This is a genomic window from Sphingopyxis sp. A083, assembly GCF_001468495.1.
In the GTDB taxonomy this organism is placed as follows: Bacteria; Pseudomonadota; Alphaproteobacteria; order Sphingomonadales; family Sphingomonadaceae; genus Sphingopyxis; species Sphingopyxis terrae.
This window is the reverse complement of record NZ_LNSK01000012.1, coordinates 1-19,966: the sequence shown is the minus strand read 5'-3', so window position 1 is coordinate 19,966 and position 19,966 is coordinate 1. Positions and strand designations below refer to the sequence as shown.

The following is a 19,966-nucleotide window of genomic DNA, read 5'->3' as shown; positions in this document are numbered from 1 at the left end:
ATGACTACGGCAGCGACCTATCGGCTCACGCTACCGGGTGCGATGCTGCGTCGCGGCTTCTGGCTCTATGTCTGGGAGGTCAAGGTGGCGGGCGAGCCGGAGCCTTGGCTCTACGTCGGCCGGACCGGCGACAACAGCAGCCCGAATGCCAGCGCTCCCTACACGCGGATGGGCCAGCACCTCGGTTCGCTGGAAAACCAGAGCGCCTTGCGCAAGCACCTGGTCGGCAAAGGGCTGACGCTGGAGGAATGCACATTCCACCTAATCTCTCATGGCCCCATTCATCCCGAGGTCGAACGCCCAGCAAACATTGAAGAGCGCAAGTCGCGTCACGCAGAATTGATGGATCTCCATCGTCCGCTGCGGGACGAAGTCGGCGCATATGAACGAGACCTCGCCGTTGCGCTGGACGTCGCCGGCTATCGCGTGCTCAATACGGTGAAGTGGAAGCCGGTTGGTGATCCCGCGCGCTGGCAGGAAGTGCTCAAAGCGTTTTCCGAGCACTTCCCCAAACTGGGACGAGCCGTATGAGCCAAGATGAACAGGGCGGGCGCAAGACGTTGTCGATCCGGGGGTCGGCCACTCCGCAGCCGTTCGAGCAGCAACCTGCCGCCCAGTTTGCCTTCCTCGCTCCCTTCGCCTTTATGGCCGACCACGTCGCCATGGCCGAACGGCAGGCGCTGCCCGATCCGCGCGGCGCCGCTGTTCACGCCCGCCTCGCGATCGAGGCGATGGTCCGTTGGCTCTATGACCACGATTCGGCGCTGCGGGCGCCTTATGACGATCACCTCGCCGCACTGACCGCCGAACCGAGTTTCCTGAAGCTCGCGGGCACGATGATCCGCACCAAGATCGATCTGGTGCGCAAGATCGGCAACCGCGCGGCGCATCCGGGGCAGTTCGCGCCTGCCCAAGCGGTAAGTGCCTTGCGCGAGTTGTTCCACATCGGCCTGTGGTTCGCTACCCGCTATTCCCAGACGCCGCCGCCCGCCGAGCTAGCTTTCTCCGCGGATCTGTTGCCGCGCGCCGATACGGGTGCTCAGACCAGCCCCGATCAGGTCCGGACGCTGGAAGAGCGTGCAGAAAGGGCACGCGAGGCGCTGGAAGCGGAGCGCAAGGCGCGGCTGGCCGATGCCGACACCCGCGCCGCGCTGGAGGCCGAACTCGCTGCGGTGAAGGCGCAGATGACCGCGCTTCGCCAAGCCAACGAAGGCCGTGATGCCGGGCATGACTATGACGAGGCGACCACTCGCGACCAGTTCATCGACGTGCTGCTGCGCGAAGCGGGCTGGCCGCTCGCCGATGCGCGCGATGTCGAGTTCCCCGTCCACGGCATGCCCAATGATCGCAGCGCCGATGGCAAAGGTGCGGGCTTCGTCGATTATGTGCTGTGGGGCGATGACGGCAAGCCACTCGCGGTGATCGAGGCCAAACGGGCACGCAAGGATCCGCGCGAGGGCAAGGAACAGGCGCGGCTCTATGCCGATTGCCTGGAGGCGCAGTTCGGCCAGCGCCCGGTGATCTTTTACACCAACGGCTATGACCATTGGATCTGGGACGATCTGCGCTATCCGCCGCGGCCCGTTTCCGGTTTTCGCACCAAGGACGAACTGGCGCTGATGATCCAGCGTCGCGCAACGCGCGCACCGCTTGCGCAGGTGCCGACCAACCGCGCGATCGCGGGCGGGGATGGTCGCACGTATCAAGAAAAGGCGATCCGCGCCGTCTGTCATCGGTTTGAGGACGGCGACCATGGCGGCGAAAACCAGCGCACAGCGCTGCTGGTCATGGCTACTGGATCAGGCAAGACGCGTGTCGCCATCGCGCTTTCCGACGTGCTGATGCGGGCGAACTACGCCAAGCGCATCCTGTTCCTCGCCGATCGCGTGCCGCTCGTTCGCCAGGCGGCGGGCAATTTCAAAAAGCACCTGCCGACTGCCGCGACGGTCAACCTTATCCTTGATCCCAATGCCGACGGGCGCATTTTCGTTTCCACCTATCCGACGATGATGAACCTGATCGAGCGCGCTCGTCAGGATGGTCGGCAACGCATGGGGCCGGGCTTTTTCGACCTTATCATCATCGACGAGGCGCATCGATCAGTCTATCGAAAATATAAGGCAATCTTCGACTGGTTCGACGCGCCGCTGCTGGGTCTGACCGCCACGCCCAAGGATGAGATCGACAAGAACACCTATTCGCTTTTCGCGCTCGAGGACGGCGTGCCCACCGACGCCTATGACCTGCCGCAGGCCGTGCGCGATGAGTTCCTGGTGCCGCCGAAAGCAATCGACGTGCCGCTGCAATTCCCGCGCGACGGCATCAGATATGATGACCTGTCCGACGAGGACAAGGAAGCCTGGGATGCGCTCGACTGGGGCGAAGATGGTCCGCCCGACGGCGTCGATGCCGCCGACGTCAACGACTGGCTGTTCAACCAGAACACCATCGACCAGATGCTGAAGCAGTTGATGGAGGACGGTCAGAAGGTGGCCGGCGGGGATCTGCTCGGCAAGACGATCATCTTCGCCAAGAACCACCGCCACGCTGAATTCATCGTCGAACGCTTCGATGCGAACTATCCGGCGCTGCGCGGGACTTACTGCAAGCTAATCGACAACAAGGTGAAATACGCCCACGCGCTGATCGACGAATTCGAGGTGCCGGAAAAGGCACCGCACATAGCGGTGTCGGTCGACATGCTCGATACCGGCATCGACATTCCCGACATCCTAAACCTGGTGTTCTTCAAGATCGTCCGGTCGAAATCGAAATTCTGGCAGATGATCGGCCGCGGCACGCGGCTGCGGCCAGATATTTTCGTCGATGCGGACGGCAATCGTTCCGACAAAGAGTTCTTCTACGTCTTCGACTATCTGGGCAATCTCGATTTCTTCAACGCCCAGATCGAGGGATTCGAAGCCCGCGCCGCCGCGCCGCTCGGCGAACGACTGTTCAATGCCCGCGTTGATTTGCTCGGCCTGCTCCAACCGGGCAACTCTTGCTCCGCGGCGCCGCCCGTAGGTGGCCTATACCAAAGCATCCGCGAACACCTGACCCGCGAAGTCGCAGGCATGCCGTTGGACAATTTCGTCGTGCGTGCCAAGCGCCGGTGGGTTGAAAAGTTCCAGTCGCCCGAAAATTGGGACCGCCTTGGCGATGAGGATCGCCACGAACTTTCCGAACATGTGGCAGGTCTGCCGACGAGTGAGACCGACACCGATACCGACGCGAAGCGTTTCGACCTGCTGTGCATGCGCATCCAGCTCGCCATGCTACGCAGCGCGACATTCGAACCGTTGCGCAAGGCGTTGGTCAAGCAGGTTCACCAGTTGGAAGCCAAGGCCGCCGTGCCTGATGTCGCGCGCGAGATGGAACTGATCCTTGAAGTTCAAACGGGTGACTGGTGGACCGGCGCCACGGCCGACATGGTCGAAGAGGTCCGCCGCCGTTTGCGCTCCTTGATGAACCTGATTGAGCCGGGAAAGCAGGTGGTCATTAACACCAACCTTGCCGACACCATGGGCGAAAAGCGGGCGATTGATCTCGTCGACCTTGGCGGCGCATCGTCACTGGCGCAGTTCCGAAAAAAAGCTCGCGCCTACGTTGACGCCCATTCCAACCACGTGACAATCGCGCGACTTCGGCAGGGGCGTCCGCTGACCCAGAGCGATCTTGATGAGTTACAGAAGCTCTTCGTCGATGCCGGCGTCGCCGAAAATGACGACTTTCAACGCGTCCGCGAATTGCCAGACTTACCTGATTTCATTCGTTCTCTCGTTGGACTTGACCGTGGCGCCGCCCGAGCAGCCTTCAATAGCGCATTGAGCAAGGTGACATTGTCAGCTCGACAGATCGATTTCGTCGAGCAGATCTTAGACCACCTGACCGCTTCCGGAACGATGGACGCGGCACTGCTTTACGAACCGCCCTTCACAGATGGCGCGCCGAACGGCGTCAGCGACGTTTTTGAACGAGACGTGGTAACAACGATCGTCGATACTCTTGCAGAATTCGAGCCCCGGATCGACATTGCACTTTAGGACGGTGCTCACGGCGTTTCTTGGCGCATTGCAAAGTGCTTCATGGTTCGGTGCCTGACCATTGATCGCCTGAAATCAGAAATTGAGTGGACGAGAATATCTCGCCCACTCGAGATCCCCTTACGGGATATAGACTAGGCCGCCATCATGTGACGCGTGGCTTCAGCCAGAAACCGTCGTCGCCGCGCTTGCAGTTCTGCGACATAGCCACGCCCCTCGCGCAATTCGATTATCCGGCGAAGGAGGCGATCCGTCGCGACATTGATATCGGCGCGACCATCGTGGCACCGCCGCCAGCGTGCGAGTAGCAACGCAACGCCAATGGTGTCGCATTCACAGGCTTGCTGCACGGAGTCCCACTCGCCCGCGTAAATGAGCCCCGTGACTGCGAACGCGGGCGCCGTCATCTTGGCCGGGATATCAAGTGCGGCCAACACTTCGGCTAGATGGATCGGCTTCATCTTGAACCCCCCGGTCACGATGCGAGCGAAGTCAAGGTGGCGAACAGGATCGTTGCCGCCGAACGACAGCCAGCGCCAGCCGCGGGGAAGGGTCAGGCCATGCTTGTAGGCCGCCATCATGATCAGCGGAATGTCGTGCACCATCCCCGCCCACGTGACGAGCTCGGCGTCTGGCCAGGTCTGCAGCAGCTGGAACAGGCCGGACACGATCGCCCGCTCGTCATGGTCCGGCTGGCTCAACGTCACGAACTGCGCGATGTCCAGATTACCGTCGGCATGCTCGGTCAGCACCATCACAGACGCGGTAACGATGGTCTGGAACACCCAGCGCGGGCAAGTCAGCGGATCTTCGCTGCGCGTATAACCGCGGCGCGTGGGCTGGTTGTTGTCGTTACCGGGGCTATACCGCTCCGTGGCCTGGTAACGGCGATGGCCGCTTTCATCGATGACGGCGGACTCGACGTCCAGCACGATATAGGAGCGCGGTCGGCGTTCAACGCCGATACGGGGTTCGTATTTCATGGAAATTTCCTTGGAATGCGCGGCAAGCTCGACCTGCCGCGATGTTCAGTCGTTTTGAGAATGATGGGTGCCGGAACCGACCCAGACTAATCGTCGCTGGAGCGCGGCTGGAACATGTGCGTCTTGATACGCGTGCGCGTCTCGGCGGCGACGCGTTCGATGCGAGCCAAGGCGCGGCAATGTCCGCCCGCGATGTCGGAGGGCGCTCCCGCCAAACACTCGAACGCGCCATCGTTGCCGAGCCGGATCGTAACCTTTCCACATTCCGACACCAGGATGACCGGCGCATTGCTGTCGCCCGACCAGGGGCGGCAGCGAAAGATGTGGATCAAATGTTGATTGCGCATAACGGCCAGATACTCACGCGGCCCGGACAAGCCGGCGGGTGCCTGACCCGCATAAATGACGTCCTGGCCCAGCAACATCGCGCGGAGAACCAGTTCGCGCACGATGCCACCGTCGATCGCGCCACCGGTGCCGAATTCGATTGACGGCGTTAGCTTGTGGTCCGCCGGGAAGCCCATCTCGTGGCGCAGAGCCCAGGCGTGTTTCTCCTGCTGCAGCGCCTGCATCATGGTGTCGTTCATGCTGTATTCCTTACTCTTGGTTGACGGCCGCTTTGGCCGGAGCCTTTTTCCGCTCTCTCACGGTGCTCAATCCCGCCGCATCGGCGGAGGCTGGCGCCTGCAGGCGCCAGCAACGGCCGCAGGCTGTTGATTTACCCTAATTTTATAATTGGAGGCTACGGCCACTCTGGGAACGGAGAGGTTGCGACCTCCTGTTCATGCGAGCGTTGTGGATTTGAACGCCCGCTGGCCTCGCTGCTCGCGCGACCTGAGCAGCGAGGCCTCCCCCCTTTACCGATAACGAGTGTGCCAGCTGAGCTGGCGCACGCGCGGTGTTGCGCGCAGTTCCGCATCGCGCGAAAGCCATAGCGCCTCAGTCTCATGCGCAGCCTCGGCGATCTCGCGCCACCAGACTTTCTCGCGCGCATCCCAGCGATAGCCGCGCGCCTTGAGGAGATGGCGCTTGTCGAACGGCGCGCCCGTTGCCTCGATCCGCAGCGACGGCTGCGCTGCCCGCGCAAGCAGCTCCGCGATCAGCGGGCGCGCGCCGTCCGGACAATAGGTCAGCAGATGCGCGAGACTGATCACATCGGCGTCCGCCCGGTGCCCGGTGCTGAAGTAGCCGATCTGCATGAGGAGGTGACCGAGCTTGGCGCCATCGAACCCATGCGCCGCCCAATCGATTTCGCGCATCGAACAGGCCCACGCATGCCCCTTGATCCCGGGCAACAGGCGTTCAACAATGGGAGCATCATAGGCCGCGTTGTGCGCGACAATCAGGTCAGAGCCGCCGAGCAGGGCTTCCCAGCGCGGCACGTTAAGCGCCCGCCCCGCAACGTCGTCATCCGATATTCCGGTGAGCCGCTGCACCTCGGCCGGAATCGGAACACCGGGATCGCGGAGGCCGCGAAGCGCTGTATCGATGGCGCGGATTTCTCCGGCCTCATCGACCAGCACCACTGCGGCGGCGATTTCGATGACCTCGGCGGTCTGGACATCCACCGAGGTTGTTTCGGTATCGACGATCGCTATGCGCCGCGTCCGACCAATTGGCGGTCCGTCGTTCACAAGTTCGGCAATCGGCCGCACGCGGCGGAGGATGCGGACATCCGCGCACGACGCGCAGAGCCGCAGCGCCGCCTCGAACGAGGCAGCGTCGTTTTGGATGGTCATGGATTTCTTCCTGTTGGCTACCCGCCGAGCGGAGGCGAGGCTTTTCCTCCCCTCTTCACCCGGCTGCAGGAGACGCGGTCGCGGCAGCTTTTCCATCCCGGTCACATGCGTGATCCGCCATAAGGCGATACAAGGCTTCAGTTCAGAGCAGATAGCACGGCACGCCGTTCAGGCTCCGAGACTAGGATTGCGCATTCTGCTTCTTGAACCACGGATCCGCGGTGCGCTCGACCGTCAGGCGATCGGCGGGGTATTTGCGCACCAGCGCCATGGCTTCCTCTGCCGGCGCGTTGAGCCATGCGTCGTGATCGTCGGGGTGCAGGATCACCGGCATGCGATCGTGGATGTCCCACAGCTCTTCGGTCGCGTCGACCATGACGCCGGTATAGGCGTTGCCCCGCGTGACGGTTCTCCTGTCCGCGATTCCCGGCGGGGGGCCTGCCGGTCAGCCTGCTCCCTCAGATCAGCTATAGGCCCGTGATCATCGCCGTGAACACGGGCGAACTCGCCCGCCCAGCCTTCATATTTGCGGGCATCGGCATGATGAGGGCGGCATCGGTCATCGCAGGGTCTCCAGAGTTGATCGGCGCACCACAGCGGCGCCATTGAATAAAAAAAGTGACCAATCGCTTTTTTTATTGCAGTGTAGCGCCATGAACCGCCCTTACCTTTCTGCCGAAATACGCCGGGCCGAGGCTGTAGCGACCGTCATCGAATTGGCCGCAACCCAAGATCCGGCGGTGTTGACCACCGGGCAGATCGCAGCGGCCATGGGGGTTTCCCAGGGCGCGCTGTTCCGCCATTTCCCTGACAAGCTGGCGATCTGGACCGCCGTGCTCGAATGGACCTGCGCTGAACTGAACCACCGCTTCGACAGCCTGCCGGAAAGTCCCCCGCTCGTCCGACTGGATGCGATGCTGGCCGCGCATGTCGAATTCGTAATCGAACGACCGGGCGTGCCCCGCGTCCTGTTTGGCGAGCTGCAGCGCGCCGGCGATACCCCGACGAAGGCCATCGCCCGCCAGTTGATGGCCGGATATCGGGCGCGGGTAGCGCAGGCGCTTCATGCTGCGCGCGATTCAGGCGAGATCGCTGAGGCCATCGATGTCGAGGCCGCGACCGTGCTGTTTCTTGCCATGGTGCAAGGCATGGTCATGCAATGCCTCGCAATCGACGATTTCTCGGCCATGCCCATCCTTGCACGGCGCCTGTTCGACCTGTTCCGCCGAAGCCTGGGAGCCGCGCCATGCGCATAGCCCTTCCGCAAAGCCGTCGTGCCCTGATGCTGGTTGCGGTGTTGGCCGTGCTGGCGCTCCTGCTTGCTTTCGTGGCTGTCCGCTCCGGGCCGCTCGCGCCGGTGAAAGTCACGGTGGCCAGGATCGAAGAGCGCGCGATAGCGCCAGCCCTGTTCGGGATCGGGACGGTCGAAGCGCGCTATACGCACCGGATCGGCCCGACCGCGCCGGGCCGCGTCGCAAGTCTGGCCGTTGACGTGGGCGACCGGGTGGAGGCCGGACAAGTGCTGGCTCTGATCGATCCGGTCGACCTCGATCAGCGCATTGCCGCTGCATCGGGCAGCGCCGGTCGCTCTGCCGCGCTGGAACAGGCGGCTGCCTCGCAAGTCACCGATGCCAGTGCCCGCCTGGCCCTAGCCCGCAGCGAGGCCACCCGCGGCGAACAGCTGTTTCGCGGCGGCTGGTTGACCCGCGCGGCACTCGATCAGCGGCGCCAGGCATTGGCAGGCGCCGAGGCGGCACTTGCCGCAGCGCAGGCCAACCGTTCGGCAGCTGTGCAGGATCGCGGCCGCGCCGCGGCGGAACGTGCAGCCCTGCAGGAGCAGAAGGCGAATTTGCGCTTGGTTGCGCCCAAGGCTGGGTTGGTCGTGCGCCGCCTTGCCGAACCGGGGACGACGGTAGTGGCCGGGCAGGCCGTGATCGAAGTGGTCGATCCGGTGGAACTCTGGATCAATGCGCGGTTCGACCAGACCCGCGCGGGCGGAATTACCGCCGGTCTGCCTGCACGCGTCGTCTTGCGCTCGCGGATCGACACACCCATGCGTGGATCGGTTCTACGAGTGGAGCCGGTGGCCGACGCCGTGACCGAAGAAGTCCTGGCCAAGGTGACCTTCGATACGGGCGCGGGCCTTCCGCCGATTGGAGAACTCGCCGAAGTGACCATTGCCCTTCCGGCACGCGGGCGCACGCTCGCGGTGCCCAATGCGGCCATTCACCGCATCGGTAGCGACGTTGGCGTATGGACCTTGCGCGACGGCGACCTGGAATTCGTCGCCCTGAAGCTCGGCGTGGAAGATCCCAGCGGTTGGGTGCAAGTGCTGGATGGCCTTGCCAAGGGCGATCAAGTGATCCTGCACAGCGATCGGCCGCTGACCGCATCGAGCCGAATCACGGTGGTCGACAAGCTGCCATGAGGGGGCTGCCGTGATTAGCCTTGCCGGCCGCGACATCCTGCATGGCTGGGGCAAGTTCGTGCTCACCGGCGTCGGACTCGGCCTGCTGATCGGCGTCACCCTGTCGATGGCCGGGGTTTATCGTGGCATGATCGATGATGCCCAGGCCCTGCTCGACAACAGCGGCGCGGACCTGTGGGTGGTGCAGAAGGACACGCTGGGCCCCTATGCCGAACCCTCCAGCCTGAACGAGGATACCGAACGCCCCATCCGCGCCATGGCCGGTGTGGACCGGGCGGCAGGCGTTACCTATCTGACCATGCAGATCGCGCATCAGGGCAAGGATGTGCGGGTCATGGTGGTGGGGGCAGAAGTCACCCAGCCGGGTGAGCCGGGCCAGCCCCCGCACCTAATGGCGGGGCGCCGGATCGTGCAGGGCCATTACGAGGCCGTGGCCGATGTGAAGACGGGCTTTGCCATGGGCGATCAGGTGAAAGTGCGCCGGAATACCTATCGCATTGTCGGCCTGACTAGTCGGATGGTGTCGTCCGGCGGGGATCCCATGCTGTTCCTGTCGCTCAAGGATGCGCAGGAAGCCCAGTTTGAAAAGGACAGCGACGCCATTGTCCGCCAGCGGGCACGCACGGCGTCCAGCCCAGCACTGAACCCGCCAGGCAATCCCGCCGTGGCCGAGGCGGTAAATGCCACGCAGGCCAACAGCACCAATGTCAACGCAGTGCTGGTGACCGTGGCGGCAGCGTCCGACCCTGAAACCGTCGCCGCCGGGATCCGGCGCTGGCAGCGCGTGACGGTCTATACCCGCGCGCAGATGGAAGAGATCCTGGTCGACAAGATGATCGCCAATTCGGCGCGGCAGATCGGGATGTTCCTGGTGATCCTCGCGATCGTCAGCGCCGCGATCGTCGCCTTCATCATCTACACCATGACCATTGGCAAGATTCGCGAGATCGCCGTCCTGAAATTGATCGGCACGCGCAACCGCACGATTGCCGCCATGATTCTGCAACAGGCGCTGGGACTGGGCTTGATCGGCTTTGCCGTGGGCAAGATTGCCGCCACCTTCTGGGCGCCGTTCTTTCCTAAATACGTGCTGCTGCTGCCGGCGGATTCGGTGCGCGGGTTCGTTGCGGTTATGGCGATCTGTTCGCTGGCCAGCCTGCTGGCGATCCATGCAGCCTTGAAGGTCGACCCGGCGGAGGCCATCGGTGGCTGACGGCATCCGCATCGATAACCTGGTCAAGACCTATGGCCGGGGCGTTACTGCCGTCCACGCCTTGAGCGGCGTCAACATGTCGGTTGCCAAAGGCGAGGTCGTCGGCCTGATCGGGCCGTCGGGTTCCGGCAAGAGCACCCTACTCAAGTGCCTGGGCGCAGTGATCGAACCGACGTCGGGCCGCATGACCATCGGCGACACAGTGATCTACGACGATGGCTGGAAAGTGGGCGATCTGCGCGCCCTGCGCCGCGACCTGATCGGCTTCATCTTCCAGGCGCCCTTCCTGATCCCGTTCCTCGACGTGACAGACAATGTCGCGCTGCTTCCCATGCTGGCCGGTAAGCCCAACGCCCTGGCCCGAAAGGAAGCGCGTGACCTGCTGGAGGCGCTCGACGTGGCGCACCGTGCAGCGGCCATGCCATCTCAGCTTTCCGGCGGCGAACAACAGCGCGTCGCAATCGCCCGCGCCCTAGTCAACCGCCCGTCGGTAATCCTCGCAGACGAGCCGACCGCGCCGCTCGACAGCGTTCGCGCGCTCGCAGTTGTCGACCTGCTAAGCACCATGGCCCGGCAGTTCGAGACCGCAATCATCGTGGTCACCCATGATGAAAAGATCATTCCGACCTTTCCCCGCCTTTATAACATCCGCGACGGCATCACGGTCGAGGAAGCTCCGGCAGGCCGCCCAGGCGCGGACCAGAACCGCGAAGATGCGGGGAAATCATAAAGTGACGCGCGAATCCCAGATCAGCTACCACAGCTCAGCAAGGCATTTTTGGCGATTCGCGGGACACCCCACCATCAAATCGACTGCGTCGATTACTCTGTGTCAAATATTCGCATTATCTAATTTATTAAATTGAGATAGTGATGACCTCAGCCAATAAGGAGGCCATAATGACTGACACCATCACCGCTCCCGCCATGCCGCGCATCAATGAGCCGGCACCCGACTTCAGCGCCAAGACCACGCATGGCCAGCGCACACTGGCCGACTATCGGGGCAAGTGGCTCGTCCTCTTCTCCCACCCGGCCGACTTCACCCCGGTCTGCACGACCGAGTTCATGGGCTTTGCCCGCCATGCCGATGAATTCAAGGCAATGAACACCGAGCTGCTGGGCCTGTCGATCGACTCGAACTACGCCCACATTGCCTGGGTCCGATCGATCAAGGAGAAGTTCGACGTCGAGATCCCGTTCCCGATCATCGAGGACATCTCGATGAAGGTGGCGACCGCCTATGGCATGGTTCACCCGGGGGCATCCGACACCCAGGCCGTGCGCGCTACCTTCTTCATCGACCCCGAAGGCATGCTGCGCGCCATGGTCTATTACCCCATGTCGAACGGCCGCTCGATCGCCGAGTTCGTTCGCCTGATGCAGGCCTTGCAGACGGCCGACGTCAACAAGGTCGCCACGCCCGAAGGCTGGCAGCCCGGCGACAAGGTAATCATCCCCCCGCCGCAGACCGCCCCGGCAGCCGAAGCCCGCGCCGGTGAAGGTTACGACTATGTCGACTGGTATTTCAGCACCAAGACCCTCTGAACAAGGCCAGGCAACCGGCGGCGCGTAGGCGCCGCCGGGAACCCGTCAGGAAAGGAATGCTCATGTCAGACCCCGTCATTGCCGCCGCAACAGAGATCGTGCAGCAGGCAGGCGCGGTGACCGATGAGCGCTGACGTCAACATCACGGTCATTGGGTCGAGCGCAGCCGACTGCTCCCCTACCTGCCCTCCCGGCAGGGAAGCAGTCGGCCTTCGCAGAGCGCGACCTTAGAACTGCGCCGTCAGCCGCGCCCAGACCCCGCGCCCGACTCCCGGCAGGCGCTCGCCAACGGGAACATCCGAGGCACCCACGCGACTGCGCCCGGCAAGATGGGGGGCATATTTTTTGTCGAGCAGGTTCTCCACCCCGGCCTCTATTGCGAGACCCTCTGTAAAGGCATAGCGGGCAAACAGACCGAGCGTGGCATAGCCCTTGGCGGGAAGCTCGCTGTTGGTCCCTGATATCCGGTTCTGATCCGCTGCAGCAAACACCTCGGCACCCAGCGACAGCGCGCCGGCGAGCCAGGTGGCGGAAAGCCTGAGATTCGCAGGCGGGATGCGGTAGAGATTATCGGCAATGTCGCGCCGCTGCCCGCGCACGAGGCTCACCGTGCCTGCTAGTTCGATGCTGGCGAGCGGACGCGCCAAAAAGTCGAGGTCGGCGCCGTAAAGCTCGGCATCGGTGTTGCGGAACATCAGCGGGGTGGGATCGCCGTTCATGTTTGCGACCATCTCGACAGGGCTGTTGATTACTCCCGGCGTGGCATCAAAGGGGGTGCCCTGGATGAAATCGTCCACCCGGCGATAATAGACCGTCGGGCGCAGCGACAACCAGTCGGTTTCCCAGTCAAATCCCACTTCGGCAATCCACGCGACTTCAGGCTTTAGCGCCTGATTTCCAACATAGATATTGCCATCTGCAAGCCCAAAGCTGGCCTCGGTCGGCAGCCAGGCAAATCGTTCAAGCACGCTTGGCACGCGGGTTTTGCGCGCAAGGGTGATGCGCGGGATAAATGCGCCGCTCTCGATCCATGCCCGCGCCACGACATCGACCGTGGTGTCGCGGGCGGTCCGGCCAGACGCAATGAACGCAGCTGCCAGCCCCCGCGGCCCCATTGGCACCGCGACGCCTAGCTGCGGGGTGCCCGCCAATTGCTCGGTCCGGTCGAATCGCCCACCAATTTCGAACTGCATTGCACCCGCTCTGCCGCGCCATTGCAGGTAGGCCCCTATCCGTTCGGAGCGGACATTGGGTTGCGAGTCGATGAAGAAGGCCGGATTGGTCGGGTTCGTGATGGTCACGAAACGATCGGTGATCTCTACATCTGCGCCCACTTCCAAATAGGCACGGGAACCCCCGAAACGCAGCGCCGATTCCGCCGTGATCGTATCGGCATCGGCAAAGGTCGCCCGGGCTTGTGGGGGTGCAGCGGGGGGCTGGCGCAATGTCTGGTTGTCCATCAAGTGCCGCACCGCGACATGCCCTAGCCGCACTGTCAGGCCGACATCTTCGGCGATCTGCCCCCGAAAGCCGCCTTGCACAAAGTCGGTATTGAAATAGACCATGTCGAGCGCAAACGGAGGATTGCCGGACGGGTCGGTCTCGCTGCGGCGATATTCGACAAAGAGTTCGCCCGCGCCGGCACGGAAACCCGCGTGGACGCCGTAGAGGTTGCGCTCGAAGGCGGTGCCATCCGCGGTGCCTCCCGGGAAGCGGTAGTCATGCCCCTGTTCGCGGCTGGCGATGAGGCCGAAGCGCCATTGCTCACTCGCCAGTGCGACGAGACCACCCAACGCATAGCTGTCATCGACGCTGCGATACTGGCTCGCCACGCGCACTTGTGGGCTCATGCTGGCGTTGTCGGTGAACTGCGCCTGCACCAGTTTGGCATTGATCGCTCCGCCGAGTGAGGGGCCCTCTGCCACCGGTGCCACCCCACGGGCAATATCGATGCGCTCGATCAGAATCGAGGGTGCGTAGTGCAGCGGCGGGTCCATTGCGTTGGGGCCCCCGGTAGCGAAGCGCTGACCGTTGATGCGGCCAAGCACGCGCTCGCCCGCCAACCCGCGATAGGAGAGCTGGCCCGAGAGCGCGCCGTTGCCGTAGATGTCGCCCCCGGCCACACGCGCGGCAATCGCCGCAGCATCAGCAGGAAGCGCGATTTGGCGCGACGCGGCGACGGCATCGCTCGCTATCGTATCGTGCCTGGCGGTCACGATGATAGTGTCGGTGAGCTTATCCTCGGGCGCGTGCGGTGTGGTAGCGTCTTGGGCCAGCGCGGGGGGCACGGCAGCAAGAGTGCATCCGGCAAGCAGGCTTGCCCGGATCAGTCGGGTGATATTCATCGGTGATTTGTCCAATTCCAAACGGGTCTGGCGGCAAGCGCCGCGACGCGAAGGCGGAGGCGGGGCTCTGCCTTGGCGGGTTACGTGCGCCCTTGGTTTCCCGCTGCCGAATTGAACCCGCAGCGCGAAGCAAGTAGCGTTCAGAAGTGTGCGAACGGCGGCCCGCGCAGAGGCGGGCGCAAGAACGCAATATCGCGCGGCGGGAGTGCCTGTAGCGGCGCAAAGCCAAGGAGAACGAGGAAGGCAAATGCGGTGGCCAGGAGCACCGGATCAGCCCCGTCGGCCGCGGCATGGCCTTGCCCGGAAAATGCACAGTGTTGGCCGGTGTCAGCCGCGTTCGGCTGACCGCCGGACGTGTCGTCCTCGTTCGGGATTGCAATCTGCATCTGCCTTAGCGCGCCGCTGGCATCGGCGCAGATCGTCACCGTGAGAATCCGTTCTCCGGTAACTGATAGCATGAAGCCTACAGGCACCAGCGCCTTCGCTGCCAGTGCCAACGCCAGCCACACAAGCGTGAGCCGGGCATGCTTCAAAATGTGGACACGAAAGCCAGACATCCGCGCCCCTTAGCCTTCAGCGTAGAGATTGCAACGGCGCGAAGATATTCGCCGATACCCTTAAGCGTGCCATCTGCCCAAAAAAACACGCACTCGGCGCTGACTTTCTTATCCCCACCAGACCCTCAATTGCAAACCTCAGAGGCTTGCTGGCAATCGGGATTTTCGGCATGAAACGCCTCACTTTGAACGCTATGCCGGAATGGGATCGAGAGATCGCCGTCGCATCTTGGATGGCGTTTGCCCAGCGAACTAAGGCAATCGTTCATTATAGAAGTTCGACTTGATGCCACGCTTAAACCTCACAATCGGAGTCTTGATAGCCCCCCATGCCAGCGCGCATCGTCCAAATTTTTCTGCCTGAAAGTCAAATAGGGCAGCTGGAGACCATCCTGCCGCGCCACACACGGCGGTTTCGGCGCGAGAGTGTGCCCGGTGAGCATGAAAAGTATTCCTGCATCGTCCAGCAGCGCTACACCGAACGGCTACTCGTAGATCTCGACGAGGCCTTTGGCCACATCCCTTCGTTCACGACATATGTAGCCGAGCTCGAGGCCGTGCTGCCGCCTCTGCAGGAAAATGCCGATACCGAACTGCCGCTTTCTCGGGATCTCCCGCCGCCCACATGGCTGGAGCGCTTTTTCAGCCGAGATCGCCTGAGCACGGACGAAATCTACGACGATATCGAGGACAGCCTCAAGCTGCGCCCGTCCTATCTTTTGACTGTCACGTTGTCGGCGATCATTGCCGGTCTCGGGATGCGCAGTGGGCAAACGGCCGTTGTTATCGGTGCAATGATCATTGCGCCCTTGCTTGGCCCCACGATGGGCCTCGCGCTGGCGGCGACGGTGGGCAATTGGAAGCTAGGCAGTCAGGCAATGGTCACGCTGGCCGTTGGCAGCGCTCTCGCTGTCTTGGCGGGCATTGCGATTGGTGTAATCGCGACGATCGACCCTCTGACCCCAGAATTGCGCAATCGGACGCTGGTCCAGCCCTCTGACGTTGCCCTTGCCCTTGCATGCGGCGGTGCCGGGGTGCTGGCATTCAGCCGAGGGGCATCGCTCTCCCTGGTTGGCGTGATGGTGGCGGTTGCGCTGGTTCCCCCGTTGACCGCTGCAGGCATCTATACAGGCGCTGGATATCCTGCTGCTGGCGCCAACGCGCTTTTCCTATTCACGGTCAACCTGGTATGCGTAAACGTGGCAGGTATCCTGACATTTCTCTTCCAAGGCCTCCCGCCCAAGAGCTGGCGGATGACAGCAAGCATCATTCTGGTGTGGTTGCTGATCCTAACCCTGCTCATGTCGATGATGGCCGGGACTATTTTTCTCGACATCGGCTCTTGGGACAGTCTGATCGGCAATATCGCGCCCGCAGAGTGAACTGCTATTGCGATCTGCAAGGCCAAGGGTTTCCAGTTCTTCATAGCGATTACCGAGGCGCACTTGAGGCAACCGTGCCATTAGCGGAAAGTCAGACAACCACCTAATTTCGGACATCACCGCCTCCGCCGAAGCTGCCGCTTCCACTCGCTGATATCGGGCATCGGCAACTGCCGCGTGTGGTTCTCGTTGCTCAGCTCGATCGCTGCGGGCGTCCGCTTTCGCTTGGCGACATAGCATTGCAGGCACCGCATGCGGCGCTGGACGTCGCCCAGCCGGTCGTTCCAGCCCCGGCGCTCAAACAGCCACCACAGCGCATGCGGATCGAAGATGCCGACATTGCCGCACCGGCACGACACCTTGATCGTCCGGTGCCGCACGGCCGCGTCGAACAGGTCGCGGATGGGGTTCACTAGCTCTCGACTCATCTTGCCAAATGAGAACATCGGTGGAACATTTGAGCAACAGACGAATCGGAGTTGTGTGATGATGAAGGCGATTTCAGAGCGGATCGAGCTGCGCGACGTGGGCGATGTGGCGCCGGAAATCGTTGCCGAAGCCGCCGCCGCCGCGCTCGCCCGGCTGGACGCGCTGGGCGTGTCGCCGCTGCAAGCCTGTCTTTCGCAGGGGCGCCTCGAAGCCATGGACGATCAAGGCCAGCTAGACGGAGGGGAACCGGCCTTCGCCGACCATGGCGTTGATCCGGCCCACGTCGATGCCTATGGCGCCGCGGTGGATGCGGCGGCCGCCGTCTTCGCGGCGCGCGGCGTCGGACCTCGCACCGGCGGCATCATCGTCACTGTCCCCGATGCCGTGCTCGCCGAAGAGCGCGCCACCGGCAAAGATCTGTCGGTCGCGGCGTGATCATGGAAGCGAAAATCGAACATAACGGCCCTTCTGAAGCCGAGCGCATCGCAGATTATCTCGATCGCCGCGCCGACCGCTTTCTGGCCTATGCCCGCAAGACCGGCAGCGGCGACGCGCGCACTCGCGCGAACGCGCTGCAGGTCGAGGCAGGCAATATCCGCGCCAGCCTGGTCGAGGACTGACATGCACCGCGTCGACCGCGATTATCTCGGCATCTGCATTTCGGTGGCCATCAAGACGATGCGCTCGGGCAAGAATGGCAAGGGCAAGCATCCGATCGAGGAACTGCGCGAAGACAGGAACGTCAGCGAGCTGAGCGCGCTCATCTTGCGGCAGATCGATAATGAAAGCAGCTTTGTCTGCCGCGCTGGTTATGCCCCGACCGATCCGCGATGCACGCCGCGATATGCGCCGATGAAATTCGGCGTCGATGAGCCTTGGCCTGAGGGGTGCGAGCCGAAATGATAGTTGCGCTTGTTCTGGCCGCCGCGGTCGTTCCTGCCGGCCAATCCTTCGATTGCACGCCCACGGCCGTTTGGGATGGCGACGGGCCGATCTGGTGCGCAGAGGGGCCGCACGTTCGCCTGTCGGGCATCGCGGCGCGCGAAATGGATGGCTCGTGCCGTCCCGGCCATCCCTGCCCGGCTGCCGACCCCATTGCAGCCCGCGATCATCTCGCCGGGCTCGTTGGCACGCCGCAGGGCAAGCTGCGAACCGGCCATGTGAAGGTCAGCGGCCCGACGATGCGCTGCCGCTCCGCAGGCGGCGCCGGGGGAACCCGGACAGCGGCCTTTTGCGTGTCGCCGAAGTCGGGGGATCTTTCCTGCGCAATGGTGCGCGACGGATATGCAGCCAGGTGGGACCGCTATTGGCAGGGACACCGCTGCCCATGAAGGACCGCGCCACCGTCGCTATCGGCCTGGCGCTTGCCGTCGCCGTGCTCGGCAGCATCGCCTATGCTCTCTGGGGGCGGCTTTTCGGCTGAATCGACTCGTTAACCCCTTCGTGGCAGTCTTCCGGCATGGGCAAGAGGGGCAACACCAACATCGGAACGATTGCGCTCGTGGCGCTGTTCGCGTTCGTTGCCGGCAAGCTGTCCAGCGAAGATCCGAAGCGTAGCGCAGACGAGGCACCCCAGGCTTTTGTTGGCCAGGCGCCAGCCAATTTCGATCCCAGCGCCTCCTATGCCGTGCCCGATCCCTTTGCGCCCCAGCCGCAGAGCTTTGTCTCCGACGAACCGCAACGGGCCTTCGGAAGTCGTCCGTTTCGCAATTGTCGGGAAGCACGGGCGGCTGGCGCTGCTCCTGTTCGCATCGGCGATCCCGGCTATGCGCCGCGGCTCGATCGCGATGGCGACGGCATCGGTTGCGAATGATAATCCAGAAACATGCTGGGAATGTAGCCGATGATCGTCGTGGCGCGACGCCCTGTTTCCTAGCCATCGCTCAGTTGCAGGACACGCGTTCGCGGCCGCTTTTCCATCCCGGTCACATGCGTGCACCGTCAGAATGGGAAACGGACTTTTAATTTCGATTGCCGATAAGAGCGGACACCGAGGAGTTGGACGGCAAGTAATGAGCATTGACCGCGGATCCTTCGCAACGCTCTCGAGCGATTACGTCAGTCCCACGCTCAAAATGCTGGAGGCGGACCGAAAGAGTGATAACCCGCGCTATGCGATCCATGAGCCAGAAGCCGCTTGCACCAGTTGCCCCATCGCTGTGTGGTATCTGGAGGGAGACGATCTGGAGTGCTTCTGCCCAGCCCTTCATAAAGGTGTCTGGGGCCTCAAAATGTCAGCGATCAAACTTTGCGACGCCCGCGAACAGGCAATCGCCGACTGTAGAGCCACGGGACGAGCGGCAGCAATTCCTGAGTAGGCCCTCCCACAATTAACGGCCGTGGTGATAAGGGACGGTCAAGGAGTTATGGTTGTCTACCGCCCGAAATCTAGGCCGGGCGGGAATGGGCGGAGGCTCTTTCTCGGCTCCTTAAGGTCATGCTTTCGCTCGCTCGGTGAACCCAGCGCATTCGATGGATCCGGCATATCGAGGCGCCGTGAACGACGCCATCGTGCATCGTGCTTTGCACGCGCTTCGGCCGCGGCAACCAGCGTCAGTTCGTAGGGCGACAGGCTTTGCGGCGGCGTTGGAGGGCTAATGGACCGTTCAGCTGCAGAAGAAAGTTCGTCCCCAGGAATTCCTGCGCCGCCCGTCGTTGATCGATCAGGTGGGACAGCAGACATTTCTTTAGATGGTGGAGGTGAAAGCAAGGTCGTGGCAATCGGATTATGTTGGGGCTGAGGTGGCGTATGCGCCAGACGTTCCAATGCCGCCTGGACCATGGGTTCTTCTTCCCAAGCTCTGACAAGGTTGCGAATTTGCAGCGGTGCGCTTTCAGTGACCGTCCACTTGTTTCCGACCTTGCGGATGCTGCCCGGTGACGACCTGCAATATTGAGAAATCTGGGAGATTTCACTCCTCTGCCGCTGCAGAATTTCCTGAATATTGCGCTCGAGTTCCGTCGGCAGGATTGCGGAGCGTTCAAGTCCATGGCGGCCAAGCATTGCAGGACGCCACACCGGCTTTCCGTCCTTGATCGCAATGTAGCGCCGCTTCATGCGGAGCTCCTCCACGAAATCATTCCACGCTCGCTGGTGCTGCGCCTGTTGGGCCTCCGCTGCCGCTGCAATATCTGCAGCACGTCGACGATCATTGCGATGGCGCTCCGAGAGCGCCGCGCGGCGGGCATTGTCATCCATGGCCTGCACACGTGCGGCCTCGGAAGCATCGAGCCGCGATAAATCCAACTCAAGTCCGAGCTTGCCAGTCTGATATGGCGCAACTTTCGCCCCGAGCAAA

Annotated in this window: 21 protein-coding genes; 13 read left to right on the top strand and 8 right to left on the bottom strand. The window is 62.7% G+C overall.

What is annotated here, in order from left to right; genetic code table 11:
- Window positions 1–531, top strand: a complete 531-nt coding sequence (locus tag ATE59_RS15430) for a hypothetical protein (RefSeq protein WP_058813194.1) — start codon at window positions 1–3, stop codon at window positions 529–531.
- Entirely contained in the window at window positions 528–4,043 is a 3,516-nt protein-coding gene (locus ATE59_RS15425) for a DEAD/DEAH box helicase family protein (protein WP_082657452.1), read from the top strand. Before ATE59_RS15430 ends, ATE59_RS15425 begins: the two co-directional genes overlap by 4 nt.
- A 134-nt stretch (window positions 4,044–4,177) precedes the next feature.
- On the opposite strand, the gene ATE59_RS15420 is transcribed toward ATE59_RS15425, so the two are convergent.
- The 4 genes from ATE59_RS15420 to ATE59_RS15405 form a co-directional block, all read right to left on the bottom strand.
- A complete protein-coding gene (locus tag ATE59_RS15420; protein ID WP_058813193.1) occupies window positions 4,178–5,026 on the bottom strand; it encodes a hypothetical protein in 849 nt (282 codons plus the stop codon).
- Window positions 5,027–5,112: 86 nt separating this feature from the next.
- Entirely contained in the window at window positions 5,113–5,613 is a 501-nt protein-coding gene (locus ATE59_RS15415) for a hypothetical protein (protein WP_058813192.1), read from the bottom strand.
- 270 nt (window positions 5,614–5,883) lie between these two features.
- Entirely contained in the window at window positions 5,884–6,861 is a 978-nt protein-coding gene (locus tag ATE59_RS15410) for a 3'-5' exonuclease (protein ID WP_231737444.1), read from the bottom strand.
- A gap of 85 nt (window positions 6,862–6,946) precedes the next feature.
- Window positions 6,947–7,189 (bottom strand): SOS response-associated peptidase family protein, encoded by a 243-nt coding sequence (locus ATE59_RS15405; RefSeq protein WP_269434540.1) that lies wholly within the window; start codon window positions 7,187–7,189, stop codon window positions 6,947–6,949.
- Between the two features lie 229 nt (window positions 7,190–7,418).
- Here ATE59_RS15405 and ATE59_RS15400 point away from each other — a divergent pair, with 229 nt between their 5' ends.
- The 5 genes from ATE59_RS15400 (at window position 7,419) to ATE59_RS15380 (ending at window position 11,954) form a co-directional block, all read left to right on the top strand.
- Window positions 7,419–8,021 carry a TetR/AcrR family transcriptional regulator gene (locus ATE59_RS15400; RefSeq protein WP_058813189.1) on the top strand — a complete coding sequence of 201 codons (603 nt, stop codon included), beginning with the start codon at window positions 7,419–7,421 and terminating at the stop codon, window positions 8,019–8,021.
- 26 nt (window positions 8,022–8,047) lie between these two features.
- Window positions 8,048–9,193 carry an efflux RND transporter periplasmic adaptor subunit gene (locus ATE59_RS15395; protein WP_231737442.1) on the top strand — a complete coding sequence of 382 codons (1,146 nt, stop codon included), beginning with the start codon at window positions 8,048–8,050 and terminating at the stop codon, window positions 9,191–9,193.
- Window positions 9,194–9,203: 10 nt separating this feature from the next.
- The gene (locus tag ATE59_RS15390; protein ID WP_058813187.1) at window positions 9,204–10,406 is read left to right on the top strand and encodes an ABC transporter permease; all 1,203 of its coding nucleotides are present in this window, start codon (window positions 9,204–9,206) and stop codon (window positions 10,404–10,406) included.
- Window positions 10,399–11,136 (top strand): ABC transporter ATP-binding protein, encoded by a 738-nt coding sequence (locus ATE59_RS15385; protein WP_058813186.1) that lies wholly within the window; start codon window positions 10,399–10,401, stop codon window positions 11,134–11,136. The genes ATE59_RS15390 and ATE59_RS15385 overlap by 8 nt, the downstream gene beginning before the upstream one ends.
- Window positions 11,137–11,306: 170 nt before the next feature.
- Window positions 11,307–11,954 carry a peroxiredoxin gene (locus ATE59_RS15380; protein ID WP_058813185.1) on the top strand — a complete coding sequence of 216 codons (648 nt, stop codon included), beginning with the start codon at window positions 11,307–11,309 and terminating at the stop codon, window positions 11,952–11,954.
- 227 nt (window positions 11,955–12,181) lie between these two features.
- Here the strand turns inward: ATE59_RS15380 and ATE59_RS15375 are convergent, their stop codons facing one another.
- Together ATE59_RS15375 and ATE59_RS15370 are read right to left on the bottom strand one after the other, a co-directional pair.
- Entirely contained in the window at window positions 12,182–14,299 is a 2,118-nt protein-coding gene (locus ATE59_RS15375; RefSeq protein WP_058813184.1) for a TonB-dependent receptor, read from the bottom strand.
- A gap of 140 nt (window positions 14,300–14,439) precedes the next feature.
- The gene (locus ATE59_RS15370) at window positions 14,440–14,856 is read right to left on the bottom strand and encodes a DUF2946 family protein (RefSeq protein WP_058813183.1); all 417 of its coding nucleotides are present in this window, start codon (window positions 14,854–14,856) and stop codon (window positions 14,440–14,442) included.
- 329 nt (window positions 14,857–15,185) lie between these two features.
- Between ATE59_RS15370 and ATE59_RS15365 the strand changes: the two genes are divergently transcribed.
- Window positions 15,186–16,238 carry a TIGR00341 family protein gene (locus ATE59_RS15365; protein WP_058813182.1) on the top strand — a complete coding sequence of 351 codons (1,053 nt, stop codon included), beginning with the start codon at window positions 15,186–15,188 and terminating at the stop codon, window positions 16,236–16,238.
- 116 nt (window positions 16,239–16,354) lie between these two features.
- On the opposite strand, the gene ATE59_RS15360 is transcribed toward ATE59_RS15365, so the two are convergent.
- The gene (locus ATE59_RS15360; RefSeq protein ID WP_156416813.1) at window positions 16,355–16,666 is read right to left on the bottom strand and encodes a hypothetical protein; all 312 of its coding nucleotides are present in this window, start codon (window positions 16,664–16,666) and stop codon (window positions 16,355–16,357) included.
- A 58-nt stretch (window positions 16,667–16,724) separates the two neighbouring features.
- Between ATE59_RS15360 and ATE59_RS15355 the strand changes: the two genes are divergently transcribed.
- The 5 genes from ATE59_RS15355 (at window position 16,725) to ATE59_RS17660 (ending at window position 18,480) form a co-directional block, all read left to right on the top strand.
- A complete protein-coding gene (locus ATE59_RS15355) occupies window positions 16,725–17,102 on the top strand; it encodes a hypothetical protein (RefSeq protein ID WP_058813180.1) in 378 nt (125 codons plus the stop codon).
- Between the two features lie 2 nt (window positions 17,103–17,104).
- On the top strand, window positions 17,105–17,287 hold the full coding sequence (locus ATE59_RS15350; RefSeq protein ID WP_058813179.1) for a hypothetical protein: 183 nt from the start codon (window positions 17,105–17,107) through the stop codon (window positions 17,285–17,287).
- Window position 17,288: 1 nt separating this feature from the next.
- On the top strand, window positions 17,289–17,570 hold the full coding sequence (locus ATE59_RS15345) for a hypothetical protein (RefSeq protein ID WP_058813178.1): 282 nt from the start codon (window positions 17,289–17,291) through the stop codon (window positions 17,568–17,570).
- Complete coding sequence (locus ATE59_RS15340) at window positions 17,567–17,998, top strand: hypothetical protein (protein ID WP_058813177.1); 432 nt, start codon at window positions 17,567–17,569, stop codon at window positions 17,996–17,998. The genes ATE59_RS15345 and ATE59_RS15340 overlap by 4 nt, the downstream gene beginning before the upstream one ends.
- Before the next feature lie 170 nt (window positions 17,999–18,168).
- Entirely contained in the window at window positions 18,169–18,480 is a 312-nt protein-coding gene (locus ATE59_RS17660; RefSeq protein ID WP_231737438.1) for an excalibur calcium-binding domain-containing protein, read from the top strand.
- Window positions 18,481–19,041: 561 nt separating this feature from the next.
- On the opposite strand, the gene ATE59_RS18070 is transcribed toward ATE59_RS17660, so the two are convergent.
- Window positions 19,042–19,966: hypothetical protein (locus ATE59_RS18070; RefSeq protein ID WP_197409187.1), on the bottom strand; the 925-nt coding region annotated here is incomplete at its 5' end.